Annotated in this window: 14 protein-coding genes; 6 read left to right on the top strand and 8 right to left on the bottom strand. The window is 68.2% G+C overall.

Annotation, left to right across the window (positions count from 1 at the left end; genetic code table 11):
* Positions 1–18 precede the first annotated feature (18 nt).
* Complete coding sequence (locus VGT80_RS00845) at positions 19–1452, bottom strand: helix-turn-helix domain-containing protein (RefSeq protein WP_327452046.1); 1434 nt, start codon at positions 1450–1452, stop codon at positions 19–21.
* A 166-nt stretch (positions 1453–1618) separates the two neighbouring features.
* Between VGT80_RS00845 and VGT80_RS00840 the strand changes: the two genes are divergently transcribed.
* From VGT80_RS00840 to aceB, 3 genes are read left to right on the top strand one after another with little or no spacing between them, the layout of a single operon-like run.
* The gene (locus VGT80_RS00840; protein WP_327452044.1) at positions 1619–3211 is read left to right on the top strand and encodes an isocitrate lyase; all 1593 of its coding nucleotides are present in this window, start codon (positions 1619–1621) and stop codon (positions 3209–3211) included.
* 15 nt (positions 3212–3226) lie between these two features.
* Positions 3227–3436, top strand: coding sequence for a DUF4170 domain-containing protein (locus VGT80_RS00835; RefSeq protein WP_327452042.1), 210 nt, complete (start codon positions 3227–3229; stop codon positions 3434–3436).
* A gap of 22 nt (positions 3437–3458) precedes the next feature.
* On the top strand, positions 3459–5060 hold the full coding sequence (aceB, locus tag VGT80_RS00830; RefSeq protein WP_327452040.1) for a malate synthase A: 1602 nt from the start codon (positions 3459–3461) through the stop codon (positions 5058–5060).
* A 144-nt stretch (positions 5061–5204) separates the two neighbouring features.
* Here the strand turns inward: aceB and VGT80_RS00825 are convergent, their stop codons facing one another.
* Positions 5205–5996, bottom strand: a complete 792-nt coding sequence (locus tag VGT80_RS00825; RefSeq protein ID WP_327452038.1) for an SDR family oxidoreductase — start codon at positions 5994–5996, stop codon at positions 5205–5207.
* Between the two features lie 188 nt (positions 5997–6184).
* On the opposite strand from VGT80_RS00825, the gene VGT80_RS00820 reads away from it, so the two are divergent.
* Positions 6185–8263, top strand: coding sequence for a 3-hydroxyacyl-CoA dehydrogenase NAD-binding domain-containing protein (locus VGT80_RS00820; RefSeq protein ID WP_327452036.1), 2079 nt, complete (start codon positions 6185–6187; stop codon positions 8261–8263).
* 81 nt (positions 8264–8344) lie between these two features.
* Positions 8345–9550, top strand: a complete 1206-nt coding sequence (locus VGT80_RS00815) for an acetyl-CoA C-acyltransferase (RefSeq protein ID WP_327452035.1) — start codon at positions 8345–8347, stop codon at positions 9548–9550.
* A gap of 51 nt (positions 9551–9601) precedes the next feature.
* On the opposite strand, the gene VGT80_RS00810 is transcribed toward VGT80_RS00815, so the two are convergent.
* The 4 genes from VGT80_RS00810 to VGT80_RS00795 form a co-directional block, all read right to left on the bottom strand.
* Entirely contained in the window at positions 9602–10552 is a 951-nt protein-coding gene (locus VGT80_RS00810; protein WP_327452034.1) for a glycosyltransferase family A protein, read from the bottom strand.
* 71 nt (positions 10553–10623) lie between these two features.
* Entirely contained in the window at positions 10624–11217 is a 594-nt protein-coding gene (locus VGT80_RS00805; RefSeq protein ID WP_327452032.1) for a DUF3501 family protein, read from the bottom strand.
* Positions 11217–12581, bottom strand: coding sequence for a (Fe-S)-binding protein (locus VGT80_RS00800; protein WP_327452030.1), 1365 nt, complete (start codon positions 12579–12581; stop codon positions 11217–11219). The genes VGT80_RS00805 and VGT80_RS00800 overlap by 1 nt, the downstream gene beginning before the upstream one ends.
* 68 nt (positions 12582–12649) lie before the next feature.
* Positions 12650–13066, bottom strand: a complete 417-nt coding sequence (locus tag VGT80_RS00795; RefSeq protein ID WP_327452028.1) for a rubrerythrin family protein — start codon at positions 13064–13066, stop codon at positions 12650–12652.
* A 149-nt stretch (positions 13067–13215) separates the two neighbouring features.
* On the opposite strand from VGT80_RS00795, the gene VGT80_RS00790 reads away from it, so the two are divergent.
* A complete protein-coding gene (locus tag VGT80_RS00790) occupies positions 13216–13419 on the top strand; it encodes a hypothetical protein (protein WP_327452026.1) in 204 nt (67 codons plus the stop codon).
* 13 nt (positions 13420–13432) lie between these two features.
* On the opposite strand, the gene VGT80_RS00785 is transcribed toward VGT80_RS00790, so the two are convergent.
* Together VGT80_RS00785 and VGT80_RS00780 are read right to left on the bottom strand one after the other, a co-directional pair.
* A complete protein-coding gene (locus VGT80_RS00785; protein ID WP_327452024.1) occupies positions 13433–14770 on the bottom strand; it encodes an MFS transporter in 1338 nt (445 codons plus the stop codon).
* Complete coding sequence (locus VGT80_RS00780) at positions 14767–16089, bottom strand: MFS transporter (protein ID WP_327452022.1); 1323 nt, start codon at positions 16087–16089, stop codon at positions 14767–14769. The genes VGT80_RS00785 and VGT80_RS00780 overlap by 4 nt, the downstream gene beginning before the upstream one ends.
* Positions 16090–16174 lie beyond the last annotated feature (85 nt).

Here is a 16174-nt window from a genome sequence, read left to right as displayed (position 1 = left end):
GCGCCAGCGGCAAGGTGCTCAGTTTGAGGCGAACGGATAGGGCGAGATGGACTTGGTGAAATCGTCCACGGTCAGCGTCCGGCTGATCGGTTCGGCGGCGCGTTGCGGGCAGGCCGGACGCTCGCAGATGCGGCAGGCGGGGCCGATGCCGGTGGCCACCGGATCGGCCAGGTCGAGGCCGCGGGAATAGACCAGCCGCTCAGCGTACTTCAGCTCGCAACCCATGCCGATGGCGAGCTCGGATTCGTCGCCGCTGTAGGGCGTCGACACGCGGGCTACCGTGCGGGCGATGGTGAAGTAGCGCTGGCCGTCCGGTGTCTCGATGATCTGGGTGATGATCCGCCCCGGGGTGCGGAAGCTGGAATGGATGTTCCAGCGCGGGCAGGCGCCGCCGAAGCGGGAAAACGGAAAGGTCGCGCCGGCGAAGCGCTTCGAAATGTTGCCGGCCGAGTCGACCCGCACCATGAAGAACGGCAGACCGCGCGCCCCGGGCCGCGCCAGCGTCGTCAGCCGGTGGCAGGCCTGCTCGAAGGAGACCCCGAAGCGGGCGCGGATCAGCTCGATGTCATAGGCGGTGCGTTCGGCCGCCTCGGCGAACCGGGCGTAGGGCATCAGGACGGCGGCGGCGAGGTAGTTGGCGAGCGATACCTTCAGCAGGTTGCGGGTCGGCCGGTCGGGCGGCCCCGCGCGGTCGGCGAGCGCGTCGAGCAGCTCGCCATTCTCCAGCACCGCCAGCTGATAGGCGAGCGAGAAGGCGCGCCCGGCGCCGGTCAGCACCTCCGACAGGAACAGCCTGCGGCGATGGTGGTCGAAGCGGCGCACGCTCTCCGGCAGCACGTCGACCGGCACGATGCGCACCGCGATGCCATGAACCTTGGCCAGCCGCTCGCGGGCGGCAGCGGCGAAGTCCTGAGGCTCTGGCTTCAGTTCGGCGGAGAGCCGGTCGGCCGCCTCCTCGAGGTCGCCGAAGTAGTTCTTCTGAGCCTGGATGTAGTCGCGCACCCAGTCCGACGGCGAGGGCTGGTCGAAGGTCCCTTCCTCCGGCCGTCCGACGGCGCCGAACTCGCTGAGCCGCCGCTTCTCCAGATAGGCGCGGTAGAGCCGCACGATCGCCTCGGCGACGCCCGGCGCGCTGTCAGCCACCTCGGCGATCTCGTGGCGCGGGACGCCCAGGTCGCGGAACATCTGGTCGGAGAGCACCTCGGTCAGGTCGGTGGCGCTGCCGCTGTCCGGATCGGACGACAGGGACTTCAGGTCCAGATCGTAGGCCTCCGCCAGGCGCAGCAGCACCTGGGCGGTCACCGGCCGCTGGTTGCGTTCCAGGAGGTTCAGGTAGCTCGGCGAAACCCCCAGGTCCTCGGCCATCCGCGACTGGGTCAGGCCCAGGTCGCGACGCAGGCGCTTCATGCGCGCGCCGAGGAACAGCTTTCGGTCAGCGGTGGCGGCCGGCATCTTGTGTGATTGTCACAGATTTACAACCTTGACAAGGTTCGGCTGTGACACACACGCCTTTTCGCAACGCTCAAGCCTGTTCGCACGTGCAATATCAAGCGTTAGAGCCATACAGCGGTTTGTCAAAGACCGCGCAATTCACGCAGTAAAGCGGCGGAAGAGGCAGATGTCCTACCAAGACCACATCATCGAGATGAGCCAGCTCGTCAAAAGCAAGGGCGGGACATGGGACGGCATCGATCCGGAAGGCGTGGCGCGGATGCGCCTGCAGAACCGGTTCAAGACCGGCCTGGAGATCGCCAAATACACCGCCGACATCATGCGCCACGACATGGCGGCCTATGACGCCGATCCGGCCAACTACACCCAGTCGCTGGGCTGCTGGCACGGCTTCATCGCCCAGCAGAAGCTGATCTCCATCAAGAAGCACTTCGGCTCGACGGAGCGCCGCTACATCTACCTGTCCGGCTGGATGGTGGCGGCCCTGCGCTCCGAGTTCGGTCCGCTGCCCGACCAGTCGATGCACGAGAAGACCTCGGTGCCGGCGCTGATCGAGGAGATCTACACCTTCCTCAAACAGGCCGACGCGCGTGAGCTCGGCCTGCTGTTCCGCGATCTCGACGCCGCCCGCGCCGCCGGCGACAAGGCCCGCGAAGAAAAGCTGGTCGACGCCATCGACAACTTCCAGACCCACGTGGTGCCGATCATCGCCGACATCGACGCGGGCTTCGGCAACGCCGAGGCGACCTATCTCCTGGCCAAGAAGATGATCGAGGCCGGCGCCTGCGCCCTGCAGATCGAGAACCAGGTCTCCGACGAGAAGCAGTGCGGTCACCAGGACGGCAAGGTCACCGTCCCGCACGACGACTTCCTGGCGAAGGTGCGGGCCGTCCGCTACGCCTTCCTCGAGCTCGGCGTCGACAACGGGATCATCGTCACCCGCACCGACAGCCTGGGCGCGGGCCTGACCAAGCAGATCGCGGTCAGCCACGAGCCGGGCGACATCGGCGATCAGTACAACAGCTTCCTCGACTGCGAGGAGATCTCGCCGGCCGACATGAAGAACGGCGACGTGGTGCTGAACCGCGGCGGCAAGCTGCTGCGGCCCAAGCGCCTGCCGTCGAACCTCTTCCAGTTCCGCGCCGGCACCGGTGAGGACCGCTGCGTGCTCGATTCCATCACCTCGCTGCAGAACGGCGCGGACCTGCTGTGGATCGAGACGGAAAAGCCGCACATCGAGCAGATCGCCGGCATGATGGACCGCATCCGCGCGGTCGTGCCGAACGCCAAGCTCGCCTACAACAATTCGCCGTCCTTCAACTGGACGCTGAACTTCCGTCAGCAGGTCTATGACGCCTGGGAAAAGGCCGGCAAGGACGTCTCGGCCTACGAGCGCGAGAAGCTGATGAGCGTGGACTACGACACCACGGCGCTGGCCATCGAGGCCGATGAGAAGATCCGCACCTTCCAGGCCGACGCGGCCAAGCGGGCCGGCATCTTCCATCACCTGATCACGCTGCCGACCTATCACACGGCCGCGCTCTCCACCGACAACCTGGCCCGCGACTACTTCGGCAGCCAGGGGATGCTCGGCTACGTGCTGGGCGTGCAGCGCCAGGAGATCCGCCAGGGCATCGCCTGCGTGAAGCACCAGAACATGTCCGGCTCCGACATCGGCGACGACCACAAGGAGTACTTCGCCGGCGAGGCGGCGCTGAAGGCCGGCGGCGTCCACAACACCATGAACCAGTTCGCCTGAGGCGGGGTGCGCGAGATGATGACCACGGAACGCTTCTGGGTCGTCGGCGGCGAGTACAGCTGCCTGGCCTTCAAGACGCTGAAGAACGGGGCCCCGCAGGTGCTGGGCCCCTACCCGACGCGGGAAGAGGCCAAGGCGGCCTGGCGGCGGATCTCCGAGGAGACCCGCAGCTTCGCCACCACCCGCTACGCCATCGCCACCGAGCAACTCACCCTGCCGAACTGATCCCTGGGATCGGAGCCCCGCCATGTCCGTCGATCTCGCCGCCCGGCCCGCCGTCCAGCTGAAGGAGCCGGCGACCGGTCGCGCCGCCGAAGTGCTGACGCCCGATGCCCTGGCCTTTCTCGCCGAGCTGCACCGCCGCTTCAACGACCGCCGGCTGGAGCTGCTGGCGCTGCGCGACGAACGCCAGACCCGTTACGATTCCGGTTCGGCGCCCGACTTCCTGGCCGAGACCAAGTCGGTCCGCGACGGGGACTGGAAGGTCGCCCCGATCCCCGCCGACCTGCAGGACCGCCGCGTGGAGATCACCGGGCCGGTGGACCGCAAGATGATCATCAACGCCCTCAATTCCGGGGCCAAGGTGTTCATGGCCGACTTCGAGGACGCCTCCTCGCCGACCTGGGCCAACATGGTCGAGGGCCAGGCCAACCTGAAGGACCGCTGGGCCGGCAAGCTCGGCTTCACAGACGCCTCGACAGGCAAGGCCTATGCGCTGAAGGACAAGGTCGCGACCCTGATCGTGCGGCCGCGCGGCTGGCACCTGCCGGAGGCCCACGCCCTGGTCGACGGCGAGGAGATGAGCGGCTCGCTGTTCGATTTCGGCCTCTATTTTTTCCACAACGCCAAGGCGACGCTGGCCGCCGGGACCGGGCCCTACTTCTACCTGCCGAAGATGGAGAGCCATCTGGAGGCGCGTCTGTGGAACGACGTCTTCGTCTATGCGCAGCAAGCGGTGGGCGTGCCGAACGGGACCATCAAGGTCACCGTGCTGATCGAGACCTTGCCGGCCGCCTTCGAGATGGAGGAGATCCTCTACGAGCTGCGCGACCACATGGCGGGTCTCAACTGCGGCCGCTGGGACTACATCTTCTCGTTCATCAAGCGGCTGAAGACCCACCCCGAGGCGCTGACGCCGGATCGCGGCGTGATGGGCATGGGCTCCGGCTTCCTGGCCGCCTATTCCCTGAAGCTGATCCAGACCTGCCATCGCCGGGGCGCCTTCGCCATGGGGGGCATGGCCGCCCAGATCCCGGTGAAGGGCGATCCCGCCGCCAACGAGGCCGCCTTCGCCAAGGTGCGCGCCGACAAGGAGCGGGAAGCGTCCAACGGCCACGACGGCACCTGGGTCGCCCACCCGGACCTGGTGCCTGTGGCCCTGGAGGTCTTCGACCGGCTGATGCCGGGGCCGAACCAGCTTTCCAAGCTGCGCGAGGACGTCGTCGTCACCCGCGAGGACCTGCTGCGCGTGCACGAGGGCGAGCGCACCGAGCACGGCCTGCGCGAGAACATCCGGGTCGGGGTCCAGTACATCGAGGCCTGGCTGCGCGGTAAGGGCGCCGTTCCGCTCTACAACCTGATGGAAGACGCCGCGACGGCCGAGATCAGCCGCGGCCAGATCTGGCAATGGATCCGCCACAAGGCGAGCCTCGCCGACGGCCGCGCGGTGACGCCGGAGCTGTTCCGCCAGCTGCTCGACGAGGAGATGGCGGCCCTGCGCCAGACCTTGCCGGCGGAGGCCTTTGATCGTGGCCGCTTCGCCGAGGCGGTGCAGATCTTCACCGACATGAGCCTGTCGGACAGCTTCGAGGAATTCCTGACGCTCCCGGCGTACCGGGCGCTGGATTGATCCATTCAAGATGAGTCCGTCATCCCCGGGCTTGTCCCGGGGACCCAGAAACGGTGGCGTCGGATCAGCTCGCGCGGACCATCCAGCTGCGGTGCTTCTGGGTGGCCGGGCCAAGCCCGGCCATGACGATCAGATTTTTGACGCCTACCCCGCCGCCCCCACCGCCGGCAGGCTGGCCATCGAGACGCCGCCGTCCACGGGGATGGTGACGCCGACCACATAGTCGCCGGCCCGGCTGGCCAGGTAGATCGCGACGGCGGCCATATCGTCGTCGCGGCCGATGCGCCCCTGCGGGATCGCCTTGGCCACCACGTCGCCGTGGTCTCGCGCCGCCCGGTTCATCGCCGAGGGGAAGGCGCCGGGCGCGATGCAGGTGACCAGGATGTTCTCCTTCACCAGCGTCGCCGCCATCCGCCGCGTCAGGTAGATCAGCGACGATTTCGACGCGTGATAGGAATAGGTCTCCAACGGGTTGAGATAGATGCCGTCGATCGAGGCGACATTGATCACCTTGGCCGGCTTGTCCGGGCTCGCCGCCTTCTTCAGCGCGCCATGCAGCGCCTGGGTCAGGAAGAAGGGCGACTTGACGTTGAGGTTCATCACCTTGTCCCAGCCGGCCTCCGGGAACTCGTCGAACGGCGCGCCCCAGGCGGCGCCGGCGTTGTTCACCAGGATGTCGAGCTTGTCCTCATGCTCGCCGTAGCGACCCGCGAGCGCCTGCACGCCGTCCACCGTCGAGACGTCCTGCGGCAGGGAGATGCAGGCCGGGCCGAGTTCGGCGGCGGTGGCGTCGCAGTCGCCGGCCTTGCGCGAGGAGATGTAGACCTTCGCCGCGCCCGCCTCGATGAAGCCCCTGGCGATCATCTTGCCGATACCCCGCGAACCGCCGGTGACCAGCGCCGTGCGCCCCTTGAGCGAGAACAGATCGAGCGACATCGACGCCCCCTTGTCTTGTGTTCCGGACGCCAGGATCGGCGGCCCCTTTTGATCGACGTGCCGCCGCCGTTCCGGCAGCGGCGGGAATTGACTTGGCCCCTTCGGACGGGGCCTATAACAAGCGTTTGAATTTCGCCGGCCGCCACACTCAACGAGCGGCCGCTTCCCGTCAATTCGAGGACGCCCGCATGACCGAGATCAATTCGGTGACGACGCTCACCCGAGACGGCGACATCGCCATCGTGACGCTGAATTCGCCGCCGGTGAACGCGCTGTCGGCCAATGTGCGCGACGGCCTCTTCGAGGGGTTCAAACAGGCCATCGCCTCGGACGCCAAGGCGATCGTGCTGATCTGTGAGGGCCGCACCTTCATCGCCGGGGCGGACATCACCGAGTTCGGCGGCGCCATGAAGGGCGCCAGCCTGCCCGACGTGCAGGCGCAGATGGAGAATTCGCCCAAGCCGGTGGTCGCCGCGATCCATGGCACGGCGCTGGGCGGCGGCCTGGAGGTGGCGCTGTGCGCCCACTACCGCGTCGCGGTGCCCTCGGCGCGCCTCGGCCTGCCGGAAGTGAACCTGGGCCTCCTGCCGGGCGCGGGCGGCACCCAGCGGCTGCCGCGCATCGCCGGTGTCGAGAAGGCGCTGGAGATGATGACCTCGGGCCGCCACGCGCCGGCCAAGGAAGCGCTCGAGATGGGGCTGGTCGACGAGATCGTGCCGGAAGGCCAGCTCAAGGACGGCGCCGTCGCCTTCGCCCGCAAGGCGGTCGCCGACGGCAAGCCGCTGGTCAAGGTGCGGGAGAACAACGCCAAGCTCGAGCCGGCCAAAGGCCACCCGGAGATCTTCGAGGGCTTCCGCAAGGCCAATGCGCGCAAGTTCCGCGGCTTCCTGGCGCCGGAGTACAACATCCGCTGCGTCGAGGCGGCCGTGAATTCGGCCTCGTTCGACGAGGGCCTGGGCGTCGAGCGCAAGCTGTTCATGGAGCTGATGATGGGTCCGCAGTCGGCGGCCCAGCGCTACTATTTCTTCGCCGAGCGGCAGGCCAACAAGATCCCCGACGTACCGGACGACACCCCCACCCGGCCGATCAACAAGGTCGGCATCCTGGGCGCGGGCACAATGGGCGGCGGCATCGCCATGAACTTCGCCAACGCCGGCATCCCGGTGGTGATCGTCGAGGTGAAGCAGGACGCGCTCGACCGCGGGTTCTCCACCATCCGCAAGAACTACGAGCGCTCGCGTGGCGCCGTCGCCGAGCAGACCGAAAAGCGCATGGGCCTGCTGACCGGCTCTCTGGACATGGACGCCTTCGCCGACTGCGACCTGGTCATCGAGGCGGTGTTCGAGCGGATGGACATCAAGAAGGAGGTGTTCACCAACCTCGACCGCATCTGCAAGCCGGGCGCGATCCTGGCCACCAACACCTCGGCGCTGAACATCGACGAGATCGCCTCGGTGACCAAGCGGCCGCAAGACGTCATCGGCCTGCACTTCTTCTCGCCGGCCAACGTCATGAAGCTGCTGGAGATCGTCCGCGCCGACCACACCGCCAAGGACGTCATCGCGACCTCGATGAAGCTCGCCAAGCAGATCGGCAAGGTCGCCGTGCTGGTGGGCGTCACCCCCGGCTTCGTCGGCAACCGCATCCTCGGCCAACGCCAGCGGGAGGCGCAGAAGCTGGTGCTGGAAGGCGCCATGCCCTGGGACGTCGACCGCGTGCTCTACGACTTCGGCTTCCCCATGGGCCCCTTCGCCATGAGCGACCTGGCCGGCCTCGACATCGGCTGGGTAAAGGAGAAGTCCAACGGCGCGACGATCCGCGACGTGCTCTGCGAGATGGACCGGCGGGGCCAGAAGACCGGCGCCGGCTACTACGACTACGACGAGAACCGCAACGCCAAGCCCAGCCCCGTCACCGAGCAGATCATCAACGACTTCATCGTCAAGTCAGGCCGCAACCCGCGCAAGATTTCCGACGAGGAAATCCTCGAGCGCTGCATCTATCCGATGATCAACGAGGGCGCGAAGATCCTCGATGAGGGCAAGGCCATTCGCTCGTCCGACATCGATGTGGTCTGGGTGAACGGCTACGGCTGGCCGGTCTATCGCGGCGGCCCCATGTATTACGGAGACCAGCTCGGCGCCGACAAGGTGCTCGCCAAGATGAAGGAATTCCACGGCGCCATGGGCGAGGACTTCAAGCCCTCGGCGCTGCTGGAAAAGCTGGTCGCCGACGGCAAGAAATTCGCCGATTTCAAGCGTCAATAGAACCCGTCATCCCGGCCAACGGAGGGCCGCAGGGCCCGAAGGCCGAGCCGGGAACCATCCTCTCTTTAAGGACCCCTCCCCATGCGTGAAGCTGTCATCGTCGCCGCCAAGCGGACGCCCATCGGCAAGGCCTACCGCGGCGCCTTCAACAACACCTATGGCGCGACGCTTGCCGCCGAATCCATCCGCGCGGTCGTGGAGCAGGCCGGCGTCGATCCGGGCGAGGTGGACGACGTGGCCTTCGGCTGCGCCCTGGAGCAGGGCACCACCGGCAACAACATCGCCCGCCAGGCGGCGCTGCGCGCGGGCCTGCCCAACACCGTCGCCGGCATGACCATGGACCGGCAGTGCTCCTCGGGCCTGATGGGCATCGCCACGGCCGCGAAGTACATCATCAACGACGGCGCTCCGATCGCTATCGGCGGTGGCGTGGAGAGCATCTCCCTTGTCCAGAACGACAAGGTGAACCGCTACATGGCCTCCGACCCGTGGCTGCGCGAGCATGTGCCCGAGCTCGCCACCTCGATGATCGAGACCGCCGAGATCGTCGCCGACCGCTACGGCATCTCGCGCGAGGCGCAGGACGAATATGCGCTGCAGTCCCAGCAGCGGACCGCCCAGGCGCAGGCCGACAACCGCTTCAAGGACGAGGTGATCTCGGTCACCACGATCATGAAGGTGCTGGTCAACAAGGAGACCGGCGAGACCGCCGACAAGGAGATCACCATCTCCGCCGACGAGGGCAACCGGCCGCAAACCACGCTCGAGGACCTCAAGAAGCTGAACCCGGTGTTCAAGGGCGGCCGCTATGTGCCGGAGGGCAAGTTCGTCACCGCCGGCAACGCCTCCCAGCTGTCGGACGGTTCGGCCGCGGTGCTGATGATGGAGCGCAAGGAAGCCGAGAAACGTGGTCTCACCCCGCTGGGCGCCTACCGCGGCATGGCGGTGGCGGGCTGCGGGCCGGAGGAGATGGGAATCGGCCCGGTGTTCGCCATCCCCAAGCTCCTGGAGCGCAACGGCCTGAAGATCGAGGACATCGACATCTGGGAGCTGAACGAGGCCTTCGCGAGCCAGGTGCTCTATTGCCGCGACAAGCTGGGCATCCCGAATGAAAAACTCAACGTCTCCGGCGGCTCGATCTCCATCGGCCACCCCTACGGCATGACCGGGGCCCGCTGTACCGCCCACCTGATGTACGAGGGCAAGCGGCGCGGCGCGAAGTACGGCGTCGTCACCATGTGCGTCGGCGGCGGCATGGGCGCTGCAGGACTGTTCGAGATCTTCTGATCTGGCCTTCGATCGGAATGCAAAGGGCCGTCCGCGAGGGCGGCCCTTCTGCTATCGGGAGAAGGGGCCGAACGCCGCGCCCAGCATCAGGCCGCGGGTCCAGTGCGTCTGCCAGAGGCGGTCGAAGGTCGCGGCATCAGGCCGGGCCTCGCTCGGCGCGGCGGCTTTGCCGACGCTGCCGGCCAGTCCGCGGAGCAACAGCTTGAGCCGCCGAGCCCAGACCAGCCGGTCCTCGCCGACCATCTCCAGCGCCGAGCCGCGGCCGTGTCGGATCGCCCGGTCGAGCATGAACCCCAGCTCCGTCTGGAAGGGCCGGATCAGGTGCTTCACCCTGGCCGCGGCGACCCCATGGCCTGCGGCGCCGCGGGCGGCGGCGGCCATCATCACCCGGGTGTCCTCGCCCATCGGATAGCGCCGCCGCCAGATCGAATCGAAGCGCGGCCCGACGTATTCCGGCACCTCGGCCAGCACCTCGACGTGGGCTCGCCGCATCATGAAGTTGGGCCCGTAGAGCGCGCCCACCGGCGCGAGGGGCCCGTCGGCGATCTCGCACTTGGCGAACAGCTCGGCGTGGTGGGCGGCGGCGGCCTCGAACCAGGGGCCGGGCTCGCCGTATGCCACCGGGGTGATCGGCCCCCCGAACAGGTCGGCGCCGGGGTTGGCGTCCGCCGCGGCCTCATAGGCGACCAGCCAGTCCGGGCAGGGCTCCACGTCGTCGTCGGTGAACACCAGCAGATCGCCGTCCAGGTGCGGCAGGGCGTGGCGCAGGGCCGAGGCCTTGCCCGGCCGCGGACAGTTCAGCACCTGCAGGGGCAGGTCCATCGCGGCCTCGCTGAGGATGCGCGCCGTGGCGTCGGTGCTCGCATTGTCGACCGCCAGGATGCGGAACGGCCGCCGGGGCGGCTTCAGGCGCCGCAGCGCCTGCAACATCCTGGGGAGCGTCTGTTCGCCATTGTGCGTCGCGAACAGCACGGTGATCGCGGGGGATGAGACCGCAGCCATGCCGAACCCCTTCAAGGTGAAGCTCGGTACGGTAGCGCTGTCAGGGCGTGTCGGGTTCCCGACCGACGGGGTCAGGCGAAGTCCCGGCTGAGCTCCGCGCGCGTGGCCGGGGAAATCCCGGCCAAGTGGCTGTAGTGCTCATGGTCGCAGCCGACCAGGATGGCGGTCGCCGGATCGCGGAAGCGGGCGATGTGCTCCGGCTTCAGCGGGAAGCGCAGGAAGTGCACCGAGGAGGTCTTTCCGTCCTCGCGCGTGCGCTCGATGTCGCCCTCGGGGGCGCCATAGACCCGCTCATCGCCGACGGCCACGAAGAACCTGTCCTCGACCCCGCCGAGCTTGGCCAGGGTCGCCGCGCGGCGCACCGGCTCGTCGATCTCGAACAGCACGGTGGCGACCAGCTCCGAGCCCTGGGGGATCAGCGGATTGTAGGCCGCCAGCTCATCGGCCACCTGAGCCTCGCCGCCCTTCTCGATCAGCAGCATCTCCTGGATCTGGAAGAGCATGGTCTCGAAGCACTCGAAGTGCACGGTGCAGACCGGCCCCAACTCGATGCGGCGCAAGCGCTTGATCGGGAGGAGCTCGGCGCGGCGCTCGCGGCGCACCTTGGCGAACTCGGCGTCGGTCAGCAGGTCCTGGCGGGTCACTGCACGTTGGGCGGCGGGCATCACATCAATCCATAGGCTTGGGCGAGAATCTCGATCGGGTGCGCCTGGCGAGGCGCGGCCTGGCCGTCGGTCACCTCGGTGGCGAGCAGCTGGCCCAGGTGCTTGCAGGCCAGCGGGCAGTCCGAGCACAGGGTCTCCGACCCCTTGGCGGCCACCTGGCGCGCCGCCGGGCGGCCGACCTTCACGGCCGTGGGATAGGTCGCCTTCATCACCCCGAAGGTGCCGCCGTGCCCGGAGCAGCGCTCGACCAGCTCGACGGCCGTGTCGGGGATCAGCCGCAGCATCTCGGCGGACTTGGCGCCCATGTTCTGGGCCCGCGCATGGCAGGCGTGGTGGATCGTGACACCGCCGGCGACGGCTTGCAGGCCGGGCGCCAGGCCCGTCGCGCGGTTCAGCTCGACCACATATTCGCTGACGTCACGCGTGGCCCGCGACAGGGCCGTGACCGCGGCGTTCTCCGGCAGCATCAGCGGCCACTCGAACTTCATCATCAGCCCGCAGCTGGCGGTCAGCGCCACCACGTCGAAGCCGCGTTCGATATAGGGCCCAAAGGCCTTGGCGACGCGCTCGGCGCGGGCCGCCACGTCGCCGACATTGCCCGCTTCCAGCTCCGGCATGCCGCAGCATTCCGGATAGACCAGCTCCACCTCGCAGCCCTGGTGGGCCAGCACCTTGGTGGCGGCGACCGCCGTGTCGGGGGCGTTGTAGTCGACGAAGCAGGTGGCATAGAGGGCCACCTTCTTCTGGCCGAACGCGGGGCCGTCAGGATTGGGGGCCAGCGGCCCCCTCAGCCGGTCGGTGGCGGTCTTGGAATAGTACTTCGGCAGCTCCACCTCGGCGTCGATCTGGGCGATGGCCTCCAGCAGCTTGCGCAGCGGCGTGTTCTTGCGCGCCGTGGCCCAGTTGGCGATCGGCGCCAGGGGCGCCGCGAGCTTGCCGTTGCGGTCGGTCTTGCCGAGCTCCTCGCGCACGAACGCGCGCTCGCCGGCCCGCCGCTTGGCGGCGCGGTAGCGCAGGATCAGATGCGGGATATCGATGTCGAAGGGATGCGGCGGCACGTAGGGACACTTGGTCAGGAAACACATGTCGCAGAGCGTGCAGGCCTGCTCGACGTGGTCGTGCTCCTTGGTCCCGATGCTCTCGACCTCGCCGGTGGCGCTCTCGTCGATGGCGTCGAACAGCCTGGGAAAGCTGTCGCACAGATTGAAGCAGCGCCGGCAGGTATGACAGACGTCGAACTGCCGCTGCAGCTCGTCGTGGACCTTCGCCAGATCGTAGTAGTCGCCGTCGCGCCACTCGATCGGCCTGCGGAATGGCGCGTCGAGGCTGCCCTCGCGGGGAGGGCCTTGTCCGCTGTCGCTCACGATCACCTGCCGGTCGGAATGAGAACGGCGGCTCCGCGAAGAGCCGCCGCTGCGATGTGGCGAATGCCTTAGTCCAGGGTGTCCAACGCCCGCTGGAAGCGGCCGGCATGGGACTTCTCGGCCTTGGCCAGCGTCTCGAACCAGTCAGCGATCTCGTCGAAGCCTTCGTCACGGGCGGTGCGCGCCATGCCCGGGTACATGTCGGTATATTCGTGGGTCTCGCCGGCGATCGCCGCCTTGAGGTTCAGCGAGGTGCCGCCGATCGGCAGGCCCGTCGCCGGATCGCCGACGGCTTCCATGAATTCCAGATGGCCGTGCGCGTGGCCGGTCTCACCCTCCGCCGTCGAGCGGAACACCGCGGCCACGTCGTTGTAGCCTTCGACGTCGGCCTTCTGGGCGAAGTAGAGGTAGCGGCGGTTCGCCTGGCTCTCGCCCGCGAAGGCGGCCTTGAGGTTGTCGAGGGTCTTGCTGCTCGCGAGGCTCATCGTGGGCTCCTTGGGTTGGCCGGCGCGCACTATGGCCGCATGCGTCGATAGAGCCCAATCGCTTCTTTCGATAGTTTGCATAGATCAGGTCTATGGGAACCTTCGGCCCCGTCCCAGCGCTTTTCCCTGCGGACAGAGGAGGCCTGACCATGGGCGACAAGAGCCAGATCCAGGGCGAAGGCAACTACGACGCCGCCCGCAAGTTCGACGCCGAGGAACGCGCCTTCGTCGAGAAGGGCGGCATCGAGAAGAAGGCCCGCGAGGCGGAGGAAGCCCTCGACGGCCCGGAAGGCGAGGACCTCGAGAAGGCTCGCAAGGAGAGCGGGTCGAAGGGCGCCGAGGCCGACGGCTAGGCCGGATGGCCGTTCAGCCGTCGATCTCGGGGAAGGTCTTCCCCTTGGTTTCCTTCGCCAGGAGCGTCGCGACGAAGCTGACGCCGCACGCCACGAGCACATAGATCGCGATCGGCACGGTCGAGCCGGTCGCGCGCAGCAGGCCGATGGAGATGATCGGGGCCAGCGAGCCGCCGACGATGGCCGGCAGCTGGTAGCTGAGCGAGGCGCCGGAGTAGCGCACCCGGGTCGGGAACAGCTCGGCGATAAACGCGCCCTGCGGACCGTTCATGGCGCTGTGGATCAGCACGCCCACCAGGATGGCGAGCGCGATCACGGTGGGCGAGCCGGTGCGCACCAGCGGGAAGAAGACGAACAGCCACAGACCGACGCCCAGCGCGCCGAAGCCATAGACCGGCTTGCGGCCGATCTTGTCCGACAGCCACGACCACAGCGGCATGGAGACCGCGCCCGCCACGCCGCCGGCCATGACGCCATTCAGCGCCACGCTGCGCGGCAGTTTCAGCACCTCGGTGACGTAGGTGATCGTGAAGGCGGTCATCACGTAGTAGGAGATGTTTTCCCCGAGCTTCAGGGCCGCGCCCAGCGCCACGCTGCCGCCCTTGGTCCTGAGCGCCTCGACAATCGGGGCGCGGTGGGGGCCGTCGGCGCCGCCGATGGCCTGCTCGAACACCGGGCTTTCGGCGATCGAGAAGCGCACCCACAGGCCCACCCCGATCAGGGCGGCGGAAAACAGGAACGGCACGCGCCAGCCCCACGAGAGGAAGGCCTCGTTGGTCTGGGTCGCGGCCATGATGGCCAGGATGCCGGTGGCCAGCAGGTTGCCCGCCGCGCCGCCGGCCTGCACGAGGCCGCACCAGAAGCCGCGCCGCGGCGCATCGGAATATTCCGCCGCCATCAGGATCGCGCCCGCCCATTCGCCGCCCAGGCCGAAGCCCTGCACCAGACGCAGCAGGGTCAGCATGATCGGAGCCCAGACGCCCACCGTGTTGAAGCTCGGCAGCAGGCCGATGGCGAAGGTCGCCCCACCCATCACGAAGAGGCTGGCCATCAGCAGCTTCTTGCGCCCGATCCGGTCCCCGAAATGGCCGAAGACCACGGCGCCCAGCGGCCGGGCCATGAAGCCCAGCGCATAGGTCGAAAACGCCAGCATGGCCCCGGTCAGCGGATCCTGGCGGGGAAAGAACAGCTTGTTGAACACCAGGGCCGCGGCGGTGGCGTAGAGCAGGAAATCGTACCACTCGATGGTGGTGCCGATGGCCGCGCCCAGCACCGCGCGGCGGCGGTCCCCCAGGGTCGCGATGCGCAGCGGGCGGGCGCCCGACAACAGCACGGCGGCGTCGCCGGTCATGGGGTCTCCGCGTCGATCTCGGCCCAGCTCTTGCCCTTGGTCTCGCGCGCCATCAAGGCGGCGATGACGCTGACCGTGCAGGCCGCCGCCACGTAGATGGAGATCGGCAGCGAGGAGTGGGTCTGCTTCCACAGCGCCACCGCGATGATCGGGGCGAGCGAGCCGGCCACCACCGAGGTCGCCTGATAGGCGAAGGACGCCCCGGAATAGCGGAAGCGGGTGGGGAAGAGCTCGGCGATGAAGGCCGCCTGCGGGCCATACATGGCGCCGTGGCAGACCAGGCCGACGATCACCGCCAACAGCACCAGCGGCGTGGCGCCGGTGTCCAGCATGCGGAAGAAGGCGAAGGCCCACAACGCCATGCCGCCCGCGCCCAGCGCATAGACCGGCCGCCGTCCGATCCGGTCGGATAGCCAGGAGAAGAACGGCATGGCCGCCACCTCCACCGCCGCGCCGGCCAAGAGGGCGTTCAGCGCCAGGGTGCGGCTCAGATGCCCGACATCGGTGATGTAGGTGAGCGAGAAGGCGGTGATCACGTAGAAGCAGATGTTTTCCCCGACGCGCAGACCCGCGCCGATGGCGATGCCCCCCGGCCGCCGGCGTAGCGCCTCGATCAGGGGGGCCTTCGGGATCGTGTCCTCGCGCCGTTCCAAGGCCTGGAAGACCGGGGTCTCCTCCAACGAGATGCGCACCCACCAGCCAATCGCCACCAGCACGACCGACAGCAGGAACGGCACGCGCCAGCCCCAGGCCAGGAAGTCGTGGTCGGTCTGCACCGCGGCCATGATCGCCAGCACGCCCGCGGCGATCAGGTTGCCGGCCGGAACCCCCACCTGCGGCCAGCCGGCCCACATGCCGCGGCGCCTGGCGTCGCCATACTCCGCGGCCATCAGCACCGCCCCGCCCCACTCGCCGCCCACCGCGAAGCCCTGGATGAGGCGCAGCAGGGTGAGCGCGATCGGCGCCGCCGCCCCGGCGCTGGCGTAGGTGGGGAGCAACCCGATCGCGGCGCTGGAGGCGCCCATCAGCACCAGGCTGACCATCAGGAGGCGCTTGCGCCCGATCCGGTCGCCGAAGTGGCCGAACACGATGCCGCCCAGCGGACGGGCCGCGAAGCCCAGCGCATAGGTGGCGAAGGCCAGCATCGTGCCGGTCAGCGGGTCGGATTTCGGGAAGAACAGCTTGTTGAACACCAGCGCCGCGGCGGTGCCGTAGAGGAAGAAGTCGTACCACTCGATGGTGGTGCCGATCAGGGCGCCGAAGATCACCTTGCGCAGGGTCGCCGGCGAGGCGGCGGGCGGCGCGGCCGTGGTGCTCAAGATATCCCTCCCGACAGCCTTCATGAGGCCTTGGCGCGAGCATGCCCGCGTTCTTCGGCCGCGCACAAGCCGGGGCTCGCGTCGC

The organism is Phenylobacterium sp., from assembly GCF_035944335.1.
Taxonomy (GTDB): domain Bacteria; phylum Pseudomonadota; class Alphaproteobacteria; order Caulobacterales; family Caulobacteraceae; genus Phenylobacterium.
Note: the sequence above shows the minus strand (reverse complement) of the source record. Positions and strands in the feature narration are given on the sequence as shown.